Source organism: Streptomyces iranensis (genome assembly GCF_017874715.1).
Lineage (GTDB): Bacteria > Actinomycetota > Actinomycetes > Streptomycetales > Streptomycetaceae > Streptomyces > Streptomyces iranensis.
This window is the reverse complement of record NZ_JAGGLR010000045.1, coordinates 1-15,110: the sequence shown is the minus strand read 5'-3', so window position 1 is coordinate 15,110 and position 15,110 is coordinate 1. Positions and strand designations below refer to the sequence as shown.

At 70.8% G+C, this 15,110-nt stretch carries 9 protein-coding genes; 6 read left to right on the top strand and 3 right to left on the bottom strand.

Translation table 11 applies throughout. The features are described from left to right. The first annotated feature begins 50 nt into the window (after window positions 1-50). The 5 genes from J2Z30_RS47930 to J2Z30_RS47910 all read left to right on the top strand — a co-directional run bounded on the left by J2Z30_RS47930 (window position 51) and on the right by J2Z30_RS47910 (window position 11,136). A complete protein-coding gene (locus J2Z30_RS47930; RefSeq protein ID WP_044566409.1) occupies window positions 51-5,960 on the top strand; it encodes a type I polyketide synthase in 5,910 nt (1,969 codons plus the stop codon). A 31-nt stretch (window positions 5,961-5,991) separates the two neighbouring features. Further along, complete coding sequence (locus J2Z30_RS47925) at window positions 5,992-6,801, top strand: SAM-dependent methyltransferase (protein WP_052701067.1); 810 nt, start codon at window positions 5,992-5,994, stop codon at window positions 6,799-6,801. Further along, window positions 6,798-8,033 carry a crotonyl-CoA carboxylase/reductase gene (ccrA, locus tag J2Z30_RS47920; RefSeq protein WP_044566407.1) on the top strand — a complete coding sequence of 412 codons (1,236 nt, stop codon included), beginning with the start codon at window positions 6,798-6,800 and terminating at the stop codon, window positions 8,031-8,033. Before J2Z30_RS47925 ends, ccrA begins: the two co-directional genes overlap by 4 nt. A 35-nt stretch (window positions 8,034-8,068) precedes the next feature. After that, entirely contained in the window at window positions 8,069-10,033 is a 1,965-nt protein-coding gene (locus tag J2Z30_RS47915; RefSeq protein WP_209469159.1) for a hypothetical protein, read from the top strand. A gap of 86 nt (window positions 10,034-10,119) precedes the next feature. Next, entirely contained in the window at window positions 10,120-11,136 is a 1,017-nt protein-coding gene (locus tag J2Z30_RS47910; protein WP_044566403.1) for a UbiD family decarboxylase, read from the top strand. 98 nt (window positions 11,137-11,234) lie between these two features. Here the strand turns inward: J2Z30_RS47910 and J2Z30_RS47905 are convergent, their stop codons facing one another. Further along, entirely contained in the window at window positions 11,235-12,419 is a 1,185-nt protein-coding gene (locus tag J2Z30_RS47905; protein WP_044566401.1) for a cytochrome P450 family protein, read from the bottom strand. A 421-nt stretch (window positions 12,420-12,840) separates the two neighbouring features. On the opposite strand from J2Z30_RS47905, the gene J2Z30_RS47900 reads away from it, so the two are divergent. Then, entirely contained in the window at window positions 12,841-13,179 is a 339-nt protein-coding gene (locus J2Z30_RS47900) for a hypothetical protein (protein ID WP_044566399.1), read from the top strand. Window positions 13,180-13,318: 139 nt separating this feature from the next. On the opposite strand, the gene J2Z30_RS47895 is transcribed toward J2Z30_RS47900, so the two are convergent. Both J2Z30_RS47895 and J2Z30_RS47890 read right to left on the bottom strand, forming a co-directional pair. Next, window positions 13,319-14,545, bottom strand: a complete 1,227-nt coding sequence (locus J2Z30_RS47895) for a cytochrome P450 (protein ID WP_044566398.1) — start codon at window positions 14,543-14,545, stop codon at window positions 13,319-13,321. 75 nt (window positions 14,546-14,620) lie between these two features. After that, window positions 14,621-14,947 carry a hypothetical protein gene (locus J2Z30_RS47890; RefSeq protein ID WP_209469158.1) on the bottom strand — a complete coding sequence of 109 codons (327 nt, stop codon included), beginning with the start codon at window positions 14,945-14,947 and terminating at the stop codon, window positions 14,621-14,623. Between the last annotated feature and the right edge of the window lie 163 nt (window positions 14,948-15,110).

Below are 15,110 nucleotides of genomic sequence, written 5' to 3'. Positions count from 1 at the left end.
CCTGACCCGGCCGGCGGACACCACGAGCGACACCGAGGAGCTGATGGGCAATGGCCGACGACGACAAATTTCGCGACTACCTCAAGCGGGTACTCGCCGATTCCCGCAAGATGCAGCGGCGGCTGCAGCAGTTGGAGGACGCCGCGCCCGAACCGGTCGCCATCGTCGGCATGAGCTGCCGGTTCCCGGGCGGCGTGAGCAGCCCGGAGGACCTCTGGGAGCTGCTCGGCGCCGGCCGCGACGTCATCTCGGGCTTCCCGGACGACCGGGGCTGGGACAACGGGAACCTGTACCACCCCGACCCCGGCCACCCCGGCAAGAGCTACGTCGTCGAGGGCGGCTTCCTGAGCGACGCCGCCGGCTTCGACGCCGCGTTCTTCGGCATCAGCCCACGTGAGGCGGCGGCGATGGACCCGCAGCAGCGCCTGCTGCTGGAGACCGCCTGGGAAGCGGTCGAGCAGGGCGGCATCGATCCCACCTCGCTGCGCGGCAGCCGGACGGGCGTGTTCGCCGGGATCATGCTGCACGACTACGTCACCCGGCTGCAGACGGTGCCGGAGGGCGTCGAGGACTACCTCGCCAGCGGCAGCGCGTCCAGCGTCGCCTCCGGCCGCGTCTCGTACACCCTGGGGCTGGAGGGACCGGCGGTCACGGTGGACACGGCGTGCTCGTCCTCGCTGGTCGCATTGCACCTGGCCGCCCAGTCCCTGCGGCAGGACGAATGCACGCTGGCACTGGCCGGCGGGGTGACGGTCATGGCCACGCCGTGGTCCATCGTCGAGGCCAGCCGCCAGCGTGCGCTCGCCGCCGACGGCCGCTGCAAGTCGTTCGCGGCCGCGGCGGACGGCACCGGATACGGCGAGGGGGCCGGCTGGCTGCTGCTGGAGAAGCTCTCGGACGCTCAGCGCAACGGCCACCGGGTCCTCGCCGTCGTCCGGGGTTCGGCGGTGAACCAGGACGGGGCGTCGAACGGCCTGACCGCTCCGAACAGTCCTTCGCAGCAGCGGGCGATCCGTCAGGCGCTCGCCAACGCCCGTCTGTCGGCGGCCGACGTCGATGTGGTGGAGGCGCACGGGACGGGGACCCGGCTGGGCGACCCGATCGAGGCGCAGGCGGTGCTGGCGACGTACGGGCAGGACCGGGAGCAGCCGCTGCTGCTGGGGTCGATCAAGTCGAATATCGGGCACACGCAGGCGGCCGCCGGGGTTGCCGGGGTCATCAAGATGGTGCTCGCCATGCGCCACGGGATGGTGCCGCAGACCCTGCACGTGGATGAGCCGACGCCGCAGGTCGACTGGTCCTCCGGCGCGGTGTCCCTGGTGACCTCGCAGGTTTCGTGGCCCGCGGTCGACCGGGCCCGGCGGGCCGGTGTCTCGTCGTTCGGCGTCAGCGGCACCAATGCGCACGTCGTGCTGGAGGCCGCGCCCGAGGACCGGGAAACGCCGACAGTGTCCCCACGGGCGACCGTGCCCTGGGCATTGTCGGCGAAGACCGAGGAGGGCGTACGGGACCAGGCCCGGAGGCTGACAGCCTTCGTGGAAAGCGACCCCCGACTCGACCCCGCCGATGTGGGCCTGACCCTGGCGAAGGGCCGCGCGGCCTTCGGCCGGCGCGCCGTAGTCGCCGGGGAGGACCGGCGAGAACTGCTGGACGGCCTGACCGCGGTGGCCGAGGGCAGTCATCCCGTACGCGTGGCGAGCGGCACACCCCGCAAACCGGTGTTCCTCTTCTCCGGCCACGGCTCCCAGTGGCCCGGCATGGCCGTGGAATTGCTGGACCAGTCCCCGGTTTTCGCGCGGTCCATCGAGGACTGCGCGGCGGCGCTGTCGGAGTTCGTCGACTGGTCGTTGATCGACGTCCTGCGCGCCGGGCGGGACTTCGACCGGGTCGAGGTGGTCCAGCCGGTGCTCTGGGCGACGACGGTCTCCCTGGCGGCCCTGTGGCGGGCCCACGGCATCGAGCCGGCCGCGGTGATGGGGCACTCACAGGGCGAGATAGCCGCCGCGGCGGTGGCCGGCGCGCTGTCGCTGAAGGACGCGGCCCGGGTGATCGCGCTGCGCAGCCGGTTGATGCCGAACATCGAGGGCGAGGGCGGCATGATGTGGGTCGCTCTGAGCGCCGAGCAGGTGCGCGAACGGCTCACCAAGTGGGGCGACCGCATCGTGATCTCGGCCGTCAACGCCCCCGGCTCGGTGGTGGTCTCCGGCGACCGGACGGCGATGGACGAGTTCCAGGGCGTCCTCGAGGCGGCCGGGACGAGGATCCGGCGCCTGGGCGGCTCCATCGCCTCCCACTCCCCGGCGGTCGAGGCACTGCGCGACGAGCTGCTGGAGCTGCTCGCCCCGGTCGCGCCCCAGCCGGTCGACATCCCGTTCTACTCCACCGTCACCGGCGAGCTCATCGACACTTCGACCCTCGACGCCGCCTACTGGTACGAGGACATGCGCCGGCCCGTGGTCTTCGAGCAGGCCACCCGCAAGCTGCTGGCCGACGGGTACGACCTGCTGATTGAGTGCAGTCCGCATCCGGTGCTCACGGTCGCCGTCCAGGGGACTCTCGAGGACGCCGGCAGCACCGCCGTCGTGCTCCCCACGTTGCGCCGCGACGAGGGCAGCTTCCGGGGGTTCGTGGCGGCCTTCGGCGAGGCGTGGTCGTACGGCGCCGCCCCGGACTGGGACAAGACGTTCCCCGGTGCGCGCCGCGCCGAGCTGCCCACCTACGCGTTCCAGCGCGAGCGGTACTGGCTGGACGTGGTGCCGTCCGCCGGCGACGTGGCCTCGGCGGGACTGGGCCCGGCCAACCACCCGCTGCTGGGCGCCGCGGTGCCCCTGGCCGGCGGCGACAGCGTCCTGCTGACCGGCAGCCTCTCCCTGCCGGCCCAGCCGTGGCTGGCCGGTCACCGCGTGCACGGGAGCGTCCTGGTGCCGCCGACGACCTTCGCCGAGCTGGCGCTGCGCGCCGGTGACGAGGTCGGCCGCGACCGGATCGAGGAACTCGTCGTCGAGGCCCCGCTGCTGGTGCCCGAGACCGGCGCCGTGCAACTGCAGGTCTCGGTTTCCGGCCCCGACGGCGCCTTTTCGGTGTACGGGCGCACCGAGGGCAGCGAGTGGCTCCGGCACGCGACCGGCACCCTGACCCTTCGCGGAGCGCAACCGCCGGGCGACCTGACCGCCTGGCCGCCGCCCGGGTCCGAGCCGGTGGACCTCGACGCCCTGTACGAGGACCACGCCGACGCCGGCCGCGAGTACGGCCCGGCCTTCCAGGGCCTGACCGGGGCCTGGCGGCGCGAGGGCGAAGTCTTCGCCGAGGTACGGCTCCCGCCGGCCGACGCGGCCGCCTACGCGTTGCATCCGGCCCTGCTCGAGACGGCCCTGCACGCCCAGGGGGCCGGGGCCGGGATGCCGCACACCCTCGGCGGCCTGACCGTGCACTCCCGGGGCGCCACGGCGACGCGGATCCGCATGTCACCGATCGATGCGGAAGCCGTGCAGGTGGAGCTGGCCGACGACACCGGGCGGCCGGTGGCCTCGATCGACCGGCTGACCCTGCGCCCCGTCTCGGGAACCGCCCACCACGATTCGCTGTTCCGCCTCGACTGGGTGCCGGTGGCCGCCGGCGAGGCCCCGGACGCGGTGGTGGTGGACCGTACGTGGGGCTCGTCGGCGGAGGCGGTCCACGCGGCCACCGCCGAGGTCCTCGACCTGATGCAGTCCTGGCTGGCGGAGATGAAGCCCGGCCGGCTGGTGTTCGTGACCCACGGAGCCGTGGCCACCGCCGACGACGAGGACGTCACCGATCTGGCCGGTGCGGCGGTGTGGGGCCTCGTCCGGTCGGCCCAGTCGGAGAACCCGGGCCGGTTCGCCCTGGTCGACGTGGAGGACGGCGGGACGACCGTGGTCAGCGGCGAACCCCAGGCGGCCGTCCGCGGCGGCACGGTGCTCGTACCCCGGCTGGCCCGGGTGACCCCGGAGGGGGATCGGGACCGTCCCGAGCTCGATCCACGGGGCACGGTCCTGGTCACCGGGGGCACGGGCGCGCTCGGCGCGTTGGTCGCCCGGCATCTCGTCACCTCGTACGGCGTGAAAAGGCTGTTGCTGACCAGCCGGCGCGGGCCGCACGCGCCCGGCGCCGACGCCCTGATCGCCGAGCTGACCGGCCTGGGGGCCGAGGTCGCGGTGGTGGCCGGCGACGCCACCGACCGGGACGCGATGGCCGGCGCGCTGGCCGGCATCCCCGCCGAGCACCCGCTGACCGCGGTGATCCACACCGCCGGGACGCTGGAGGACGGCCTGGTCGACACGATGACCGGCGAACGGCTGGCCGCGGTGCTGCGCCCCAAGGTGGACGCGGTACTGCTGCTCGCGGAGCTGACCGAGGGCGAGGACCTGGCGGCCTTCGTGCTGTTCTCCTCGGCGGCGTCGGTGTTCGGTGCCGCCGGACAGGGCAACTACGCGGCGGCCAACGCCTTCCTGGACGCGTTCGCGCAGCATCGGCGGGCCCGGGGCCTACCGGGGTCGTCGCTCGGCTGGGGCCTGTGGGCGCGGGAGAACGGCGTCACCGACCGGCTCGCCCGCGCCGACCTCGGCCGGATGGCCCGGACCGGTCTGGTGCCGCTGACCGGCGAGCGGGGCCTGGCGCTGTTCGACGCGGCGCTGTCGGTCGGGCACGCGCACACGGTTCCGGCCCGGCTGGACCTCGCGGCGGTGCGCCGAACCGGTGAGGACGTGCCCGCCCTGCTCGCCGGTCTTGTCACCCGTACGGCCCGCAGCCGCTCCCAGGTGGAGTCACCCGAGCAGCAGTTGCGGAGCCTGGCCCGGATGACCGAGCCGGAGCGGGAGGCGGCGCTGACCGAACTGCTCCGAGTGGAGGTCGCGACCGTCCTGGGCCACGCCTCGGCTTCGGCCATTCCGGTCGACGCGACCTTCCGCGAGGTCGGCTTCGACTCGCTCACCGCCGTCGAGCTGCGCAACCGGATCACCGCGTTCACCGGGCTGCGGCTGCCGCTGACGACCGTCTTCGACTATCCCACGGTCGAGGAACTGGCCCGCTTCCTCGCCGGCCGCATCAACCTGCACGAGCCCGAAGCGGCCCAGCCGGAGCCGGCCACGCGGAGCGAGGACAGCGAGGACACCATCGTCACGCTCTACCTGGCCGCGGTCGACGCGGGCGATCCGAAAGCGGCGGGGCCCATGCTGACCGGCGCGGCCCGGATGATGCCCCGGTACGACAGCGCCGAGTCGGCCGGGGCGCCGAAGATCCGGCAGCTCGCGCAGGGGGACCGGCGGCCCGCGCTGATGTGCATGATCCCGCCGACCGCCCCGGTGATCAGTACGGCGTACTCGCTGTTCGCGAGCGTGCTGCCGGAGCCCCGGGACGTCTTCTCGTTGCGGCCGCTCGGTTTCGTCCGCGACGAGCGGGTTCCCGCCGACCTCGAGGCGCTCTTCCAGGTGCACGGCGAGGCCGTCCTGGCCGAGGGCGGGCTCGACCCGATGGTGCTCGTCGGCTACTCCTCCGGCGGGTGGATCGCCCACGGCACCGCCGCCTACCTGGCCGGCATCGGCCGCCCGCCGGCCGCGGTGGTGCTGTTCGACACCATCTGGCCGCACGAGACGCTGGGCGAGCAGCAGTTGCCGGGATTCGCCCGCGCCCAGGCGCAGCGGCACACGCTGGCGGCCGAGGAGGACCTGATCGGCCCGCTGGGCTACCAACTGGTCGCGATGGACGTCTACCAGGGCATGTTCCGCGGCGGCTGGGGTCCGAAGCGGCTGGCCGTGCCCACCTTGCAGTTGCGGGCGGCGGAGTTCATCTCCGGCGAGGCGAAGACGCCGGAGATGCTCGAGGCGGCCGACGGGATCTGCGACCGGTTCGTCACGATCCCCGGCAATCACTTCACGATGATGTCGATCCACCGGCAGCTGATCGCCGACGCCGTGCACCAGTTCCTCGAAGAGACCTTGTGACCGTCCTTTCCCATGCCACAGGAGGTAACCGATGTCATCAGCACCACCGAGCAACGCCGGGCAGGTCGGGGAGGTTTACGACAAGGCGGCCGTCGCCGAGACCCCGGCCAACCTGCACCTCGGCTACTGGACCGACGAAGCCGACGACGCCGACCTGGCGACGGCCACCGAGCAGCTCACCGCGCAACTGATCGAGCGCCTCGCACCCCGGGCGGGCCAGCGGATCCTGGACGTGGGGTGCGGTGTGGGCGGGCCCGCGATCAGCCTGGCCCGCTCGGCGGCCGTCGAGGTTCTGGGCATCACGGTCAGCCACGCCCAGGTGGAGCAGGCGACCGCTCGGGCGTACGCGGCGGGCCTGGCCGACCGGGTGCGATTCGAGTACGCCGACGCCCTCGAGCTGCCGTACGAGGACGCGGCCTTCGACGGGGCCTGGTTCGTCGAATCCCTGATCCACATGCCGGACAAGGAACGCGTGCTCGCCGAGGTGGCTCGCGTGCTCAAGCCGGGGGCCCGGGTGGCGGTGGCCGACATGTTCCGGCGCCCCGGCCACGACTGGCCCACCGAGGGCAGCACGCTGGTCACCGCCGTCGGCCTCGACGACTACCCGAAGCTGTTCGAGCAGGCCGGGCTGGAACCGGTGGAGATCCGCGACGTCTCGGACCGGGCGACGTACCCGCCGGCCATCCAGACGCAGCTGCGGGACGCGATCCGGCCGCAGCGCGAGGCCGCCGCCCGGGGCCTCGGCGAGAGCCTCGTCAACTGGCTGTTCCGCGACGAGGACCAGCCGCCCGCCCGGGGCGGATTCCCCGGATACGTTCTGATGACAGGAGAGCGCATATGACACGGACCGTGTACGAACTGGGCGAGCGCCCGCCGATGGGTGTCGTCCCCGAGCAGATGTACGCCTCGGTCATCCGTCCCTCCCGCTACGGTCCGCCGGAGAAGGCATTCCAGGTCGAGCGGGTCGACACACCGCGCGTGGGCCGGGGCCAGGTGCTGGTGATGGTGATGGCGGCCGGCATCAACTACAACAACGTCTGGTCGGCCCTGGGATCGCCGCTGGACGTGGTGGCGATGCGAGGCAAGCGGGGCGACACGACCGGCTTCCACATCGGCGGCACCGAGGGTTCGGGCATCGTCTGGGCGCTCGGCGAGGACGTGCGGGGAGTCAAGGTCGGCGACGAGATCGTCATCTCCGGCGTCGTGTGGGACGAGCACGCCTGGGACGTCCGGCTCGGCATCGACCCGATGTCGTCGGCCAGCCAGGAGGTCTTCGGGTACGAGACCAACTACGGCTCCTTCGCCCAGTTCTGTGTGCTCGAGGACTACCAGTGCCATCCGAAGCCGCCCGACCTCACGTGGGAGCAGGCCGCCTGTTACGTGCTCACCGGCGCCACCGCCTACCGGCAGTTGTGTGGCTGGGAGCCGCACGTGGTGCGTCCCGGCGATCCCGTACTCATCTGGGGTGGCTCCGGGGGTCTGGGGTCGATGGCCATCCAGATCGTCCGGATCCGCGGCGGCGTGCCCGTGGCCGTGGTCTCCAGCGCGGAGCGGGCCGAGTACTGCCGGAAGCTCGGCGCCGCCGGGGTCATCAACCGCAGGGAGTTCGACCACTGGGGCCGTCTGCCGGACGTGACCGACGCCGAGGCATCGGCCCGGTGGATGCAGGGTGTGCGCGGGTTCGGCCGCAAGTTCTGGGAGATCGTGGGCGAACGCCGGGGACCGAGGATCGTACTGGAGCACTCGGGCCAGGACACCATCCCGACGTCGATGTACGTGTGCGACCCCGGCGGCATGGTGGCGCTCTGCGGCGGGACCACCGGCTACAACGGCGACCTGGACCTGCGCCACCTGTGGATGCGGCAGAAGCGCCTGCAGGGCTCGCACTGCGCCGACCTGCGGGAGGCCCGCGAGGTCAGCGCCCTGGTCAACGCCGGCCTGCTGGATCCGTGCCTGGTGCCCTGCGGGGACCTGTCCGACGTGGGCACGACCCATCAGCTGATGTACGAGAACGCGAACCCGCCCGGCAACATGGCGGTCGTCGTGAACGCTGAACCCGGATCCAGGAACTAGACAAGATTTCTCGACGAATTGGAGTTAGAACACTGATGTTGCGACTACTAGCCAGGATGCTCCTCGCCGGTGTCACCATCGCCGGCACTGTCATCGCGGTAAACCCGGCTGCCGGCCATTCCGCCTCCGCACCGAGCCCCGAGAAGCCGGGCGGCGGGGTGATGACCCTGGCCACCGGAGACCGGGTCGCCCCCGCCGGCGGAGGCTTCGCGGTGCTGCCGACCGGTCGCGGCGGCGCGTACATCAATTACCGTGACGCCGCCGGTGACCAGTACATCGTTCCCCGCACCGCCCGCGGTACGGACCCCTCGCAGTTCAATGTGTCGGCCCTGTCCGGCCAGGGACACCCGGCCGCGGCGCCCCGGGCTGCCGCCGCCGACGACGACCTGCACCCGCTGACCGTGAAGACGAACGACATGGAGGGCGCCCCGCCCGTCGGCGCCTACGTCTGGCTCATGAACACCGACTCGGTGAGCCGCCACCTGTCGTTCCAGGAGATCACCAACGACGACGGAACCGTGCAGTACAAGGTACCGGCGGGCAACTACGCCGCCTCCGTGGTGTTCTTCGACATGGACGCCCAGGGCAAGTACACGGCGTCGCGGATGGTGACCATCAACGACTTCGTGGTCTCCGACGACAAGCCGTCCACCGAGCTCACCATCGACGAGCGCAAGGCCACCACCCTGCTGGACGCCAAGACGCCGCGAGCGTCCGTCCAGGACGGTGTCAGCGCCGGTTTCGCCCGGACCGACGCCAAGGGCAAGGTCGCCAACTGGGGCATCGCCGACACCTCCAACCCGACCTACGTGAACCCGCAGCCGGCGCCGAAGGTCGGCACCATGCACTACGTCGCGCAGTGGGATGGCGTCTCCACGAACCCCGACGCCGGGTACCGCTACGACCTGGCCCACGACTCGGACGCCGGGATCCCCGAGAACCAGACCTTCAGCGTACGGGCGAAGGACCTGGCCACCGTGCGGCACAAGTTCTCCGCCGACCCGGCCAACCAGGGCCTGGGCGCCCTGATGAGCGTGTCGGTCGACCCGACCTACCCGTTCCCGCTGGCCTTCAACGGCTCCCCGGACGCCCGCATGCCCGGCACCCTGACCGACTACCTGAGCACGGGGAACGGCGGTGAGTGGCAGCAGATGGTCCTCACCCCGGGCAACACCGTCGCGACGTACGCCGACACCCTCGCCGTCGAACCCGGCCGCAAGTACACCGCGACCTGGGGGCACGGCCCGCTGGCACCGAACCTCCCGCAGAGCACCGCGCCGACGGTCTGCACCATGTGCGCCACCGGTTCCGTGCTGCAGGCCGAGCTTCCGATCTACGCTGACAGCGAGCCGGACCACCACGGCGACTTTGGCACCCCGAAGACGGCGGCCACCTCGCACTACGTCCTCTACCGCGGCGACACCGTCGTCGCCGACAAGAAGAACGTCAAGGGAGTCACCCTGACCGACGTCCCGCAGCAGCCGGGCGACTACCGGCTCGTGATGGACGTCGACAACACGGCCCTGCCCAAGTTCAGCCAGTCGACGCGTACCCACACCGACCTGACCTTCCACCACACGCCGGCGATCGACCCGGCCAGCAAGCTGCCGGGCACCTACCGGTGCACCGACAAGGCGCTGACCACCCCGTGCCAGGTCCTGCCGGTGCTCAGCCTGCACTACGACCTCGCGACCGACGCCACCAACACCAGCGGCGCCCGGGTGCAGACACTGAAGCTCTCCGTCGGGCACCAGAGCTACGGCGGCGCCGGTTCGAAGAGTCCGATCAGGAAGGTGACGCTGGCACTGTCCTACGACGACGGCAAGACCTGGAAGCAGGTCCCGGTGACCGGCCACGCCGGTCAGTACGTCGCCGCCTGGCCGAACCCCCGGGGGCACAACGCCACCGCGCCGTCGCTGAAGGTCGCCGCCGCTGACGCCGACGGCAACAAGATCACCCAGACGGTGACAAGGCCCTACAGTCTCCGCGGGGCCAAGTAGCCGCGAAGTCTCCGACCCGCAGTAGGTGGCTGCCGCCGGACCCCGGCGGCAGCCACCTGCTATCCCGATAGACACCCACCCGTAGTGTGCGCCACACCGACCTGCGCGGATTCATCGCGGCCCTGGAGAAGATGGGTGGTCTGACGGTCGTCGACCGAGAGATCGACGGCGACATGGAGGCCGCCGCCGTCACCCCGCGCAGCTACGAACTGCGTTCCCGCGCGCCCCTGTTCACCACCATCACGAGTGCACCCGGGTTCCGGATCCTCGGCGCCCCGGCCGGGGTGTCGACGGTCGAGGGCGCACCCTACGCCCGCCTGGCCCTGTCGCCCGGCCTGCCCCCCGAATGCACCGCCCAGCACATCCTGGCCCCGGGCCAGCACATTGGACACGTCCGCAAGCTGTGGTCGGAGCTCGGTCAGCCGATGCCGTACGCCCTGGCGCAGGGCCCGGAACCGGCCGTGTCGGTGGTCTCCGGGGCTGCCGCCGACCGACGGCGTCGAGGAATCCGGTGGCTGATGGTGACCGTACCGGCGGACTGGCGTACGGGCCGACCCGGCGTCACGCCGGAGGAGCTGGCCCGGTTGACCGGCGAGAAGGCGTTCTTGAGCAAGCCCGGCTTCATCTACCCCACGATCTTCGTCTTCGACGACGACACCGACCCGAGCGACCCGGCTGAAGCTCACCTGGGCGATCGCCACCCGGGTCCACCCCACCGGGCGCCGCGCCGTCTTCGAGAAGTCCCCGATCATGTGGATGGCGATGTGCTGTTCGCCGGCCGAGCAGCGCTCGATGACCGGCCCGCGAGTCCGTCTACGACTGCCTGCGGCCCGCGCCCGGCGAGGGCCGTCTCACGAGAGCTCCTGCTGCCCAAGCTGGAGGGCAAGCCGCTCGGGGCGATGCGCGCCTACCTGGACGCGATGGACGCCGCCCCGATCCACGTCACCCGGCCCGGCCGAGCCGCCGCGACGGGTACTCGCCGCCCTCCAGGCCGTCGTGTTCGGCCAGGACCGATCGGTCGCCCGGCAGCCAGGACACCATCGTCCAGCGGGTACGCGACCAGCTTGCGGCGGGCGCCGACCACGTCCGCATCCACGTGCTGACCGACAACCCTGCCGAGATCCCGCTGCCCCTGTGGCGCGAGCTGGCCCACGCCCTCGAGGACGTCATCCACTCGTCCTCGTCCTGACCGGCTCGCGCATCAGTCCCGGCGTACCGGCAGCGCCTCGAGCTTGTTGAAGATCAGGGAGGGCTCCAGGCGCAGGGCATCCGGCTCCACGGCCAGCCGTACGTCCGGGAAGCGCTCGGCGAACGCGCCCATCGCGATCCGGCCCTGGAGCCGGGCCAGTGGCGCACCGATGCAGTGGTGGATGCCGTGCCCGAACGAGAGATGCCCGGCGGTCTCCCGGGTCAGCTGCAGAGTCGCCGGATCGTCGAAGCGGGCGCCGTCGTGGTTCGCCGCGAGCACGGAGATCAGGACGATGTCGCCCGCGGCGATCTGCCGGCCCGCGATCTCCATCGGCTCGGCGGCGAACCGGGGCAGCGCGGTGACGACGGGACCGTCGAAGCGGAGTACCTCCTCGACGGCCTCGCCCCAGCGGGACGGGTCGTCGCGGACGGTGACGAACTGGTCCGGGTTGGTCAGCTGGGCGAAGATGCCGTTGGCGAGCAGGCTGACGGTGGTCTCGTGGCCGGCGACGAAGAGCAGCTGGACCATCGAGGTCAGCTCGCCCTCGGTCAGCTGCTCGCCGTCGTCACGGGCCTGGATCAGGGCGCTGAGCAGGTCGTCGGCGGGCTCGGCGCGCTTGTCGGCGACCAGTTCGCGGATGCAGGCGAGAACGTCGCGGGCCTGGGCGGCGTTGTCCTTGCCCGGGCTGTCCGTCGTGCTGTACTTCGCCATCCGGGCGCGGGCCTCTTCCGGGATGCCGAGCAGGTCGCAGATCACCGTGAACGGCAGCGGCCGGGCGAACAGGCTGATCATGTCGGCCTCGCCGGTCGCCGCGAGCTGCTTCTCGACGTCGTCGAGCAAGGAAGCGGTCAGGGCCCGGATGGCGGGCTCGAGCAGGTCGACCCGGCGCCGGGTGAACGCCATGTTGACCAGTTTGCGCAGCCGGGTGTGCCGGGGCGGGTCCATGCTCAGCATGTCCTGCGCGAGTCCGTCTTCGAGGTCGGGGTCCATCGGCGGTCCGGGAATCCCGCCGTTCGGCGAGTTCTTGACCAGCCGGGAGTCGGCCAGGGCGGCGCGTGTCTCGGCGTAGCCGGTGACGACCCAAGCCGGCATCGGCGCGAACGGGAGCCGTACCTGGTGCAGCGGACCGGCCGCGGCCAGCGCGGCAAGGGCTTCCCGGCGCAGCGTCGGCGAGGTGGCGAAGAATAAACTCTCCATACCACGGAAAACTATCGATCATTGTTCTGACTGTCTACCGTTGGGTGAGAGACATCACCGCCGGTCGATGGGTGGTGCGGCACTCGACTTTGAGATGATCTTGAGCTGTGGGTTCCAGGATTGCCCGAGGACGTGCCCCTTGAGGATGTCCTGGCCGAGTTGGCCGAGTTGAGGCGCGTGGTCGCTGCCCAAGCCGAACGGATCGTCGAGTCGGAACGGCACCGGTGCGGATCGGCCCGGAAACCGTGGCTCGTGCCGCGTTGTTGACCTGTGGTCATCTCCTGCCGGTCGGACGAGCGCGGGCACTGCTGGAAGCGTTGACCGGCATGGATGTCTCGACGGGATGTTGCGCACGTCGCCTGCACCGAGTGCCTGACCTTGATGCACGTCGGTGGCAGGTCCATGGACGATATCGACGCCGGTGGAGTACTGCCGGAGTTCACCGGGGTGCTGGTGCGCGACGGTCGGCCACGAGCATCTGACCGGCGCGGTGCACGCGTGGTGCGGCGCGCAGCTGTTACGTGACCTGCGATCGATCTCCGAGGCCGACCCGACCGGTCAACTCCGGGCGCTGGCGATGGCCAACACCTTGCTCGAGGCGCATCATGCCGCCCGCATGGCCCGGGAGCAGGGCGTCACCGTGCTGAACGCCGGGGATCTGGCTCGGATCCGCAACCTCAACCGTGGGGGACGTGTCCGGGGACAGGACGATAACCAGCGTCAACGCGATCAACGCTCGCGGCAGACGCGCGAGCGTTGATCCGCCGGTTTCGTCGGTACGAGGACATGATCCTCAGATTTGTCACCGATCTGGTCAGGCCGTCCACCGTGCCGTTCACCAATAACGAGGCGGAGCGCGCGGTCACGGCGGACGGGGAAAGAAGGCTGGCAACCCGTGCTCACCAACTTACCGGGAACTCCCAGAGTCCGTAGAAGGGTGAAGTCTTTTTGAAGGGGAGTTCGTCGAGAGCGGCGGCTGAGTGCAGTGTCGGAACTCGGGTGAACAAGGTGCGGTAGACGACTTCGAGTTCGATGCGGGCCAGGTTTTGGCCTATGCACTGGTGGATGCCGTAGCCGAAAGACATGTGGTGGGGGCGGGGGCGGGCGGTGTCCAGTTTTTCCGGGGAGTCGAACTCGGCCGGGTCCCAGTTGGCCGCGCCGACCAGTGCGATCACGCCCTCGCCGGCGCGGATGGTCGTTTCGCCGAGCTTGATGTCCGCTGTGGTCACCCGGTAGACGGCCGACACGATCGTCAGGTAGCGCAGCAGTTCTTCCACCGCGTTGGGGGCCAGTTCCGGGTCGCCGGTGAAGGCGGCCTGTTGCTCCGGGTTCTCCAGTAGGGCCAGGGTGCCCAGCGCGATCATGCTCGCGGTGGTCTCGAAGCCGGCCAGGAGTAGCTGCTGGGTGATGCCGACCAGAAGCTGCGGAGTGAAGACGCCGGTCTCCTCGTTGCGGGTGACCAGCCGGCTGAGCAGATCCTCGCCGGGTGCCGCCTGCTTCGACGCGACCAGTGACGCGAAGTATTCGCCCAGCTCACGGTTGGCCCGGACGCTGTCCTGGGGGGTGCTGGTGGGGTGGGCCATCAGCCTGGTGTTGTCCTGGAAGGACTTGCGGTCGGCGGCCGGCACGCCGAGCAGCTCGGAGATGACCATCGAGGCCACCGGGACGGCCAGGTCGGCCACCAGGTCGGCCGGTTGGGGCCCGGCCAGCATTGCGTCGAGGTGGTCGTCGACGATCTCCTGGATGCGCGAGCGTAACTCCCGCATCCGGCGCGAGGTGAACTCGGCCTGCACCATCTGGCGGCGCTCGGTGTGCTCGGGCGGGTCCGCGTTGATCAGTGCCTGCCCGAACTCCTGCTGCTTGACCAGGACTTCGGGGGGCAGCTGAAGGATCATCGGATAGTTCGGGTGGGCGAGGTTGGAGCTGAGCCCGCGGTCGACCATGAGCTGCCGGACCAGGTCGTGTCTCGCGACCAGCCATGCCTTGCGTCCGCCGGGCAGGGTGACCTGGCTGATCGGCTCGTGCTCGAGCAGCTCGGCGTAGCGGGGCGGCGGCGCGAACGGACACTCCCGCGGGATCGGGAAGTCGTGCTCCGTGGCCGACGGAGACATTGTGGATGGATCCATTAGCGAAAACTAGCAAAGCATTCACGTTGCCGGGAGAGCCGGAATCCGATAACTCTCCGCGACGGGTACGCAGGGTCATTGCGTTGTCGGGTAACTGCTGGTCACGGTGGTGATGAGGTCGTGTGAGCGGCGGTTGGCGCGGGCGATGTTGGTCGCGCCGGTGGTCCGATGCCAGCCGCCGCGGGCGCCGGTGTTGGTGATGGTGAGGGCGACGGTGACGGAGGCGCGGGCCGAGTCGTCCCCGGTGGCTCGCACGGACAGGTCGCGCACCGCGAAGGTGGTGTAGGACAGGCCGTGGCCGAACGGGTAGCGCACCGGCGGACGGGTGGTCCCGTACCAGCGGTAGCCCACCATGACGCCCTCGTCGTAGCGGACGTGCCCCTGCTCTCCGGGGAAGTTCACGAAGCTCGGGTTGTCCTCCACCGCATCGCGCGACCGAGGAGAAAGAACCCGTGATCGACCTGAAGCCGGTCTGCCGCCAGATGATCGACGTGTTGGCAGGTGTGAGCAATGAGCAACTCACCAGTCCTACGCGCTGTACCGAATACACCGTCCATGACCTCAT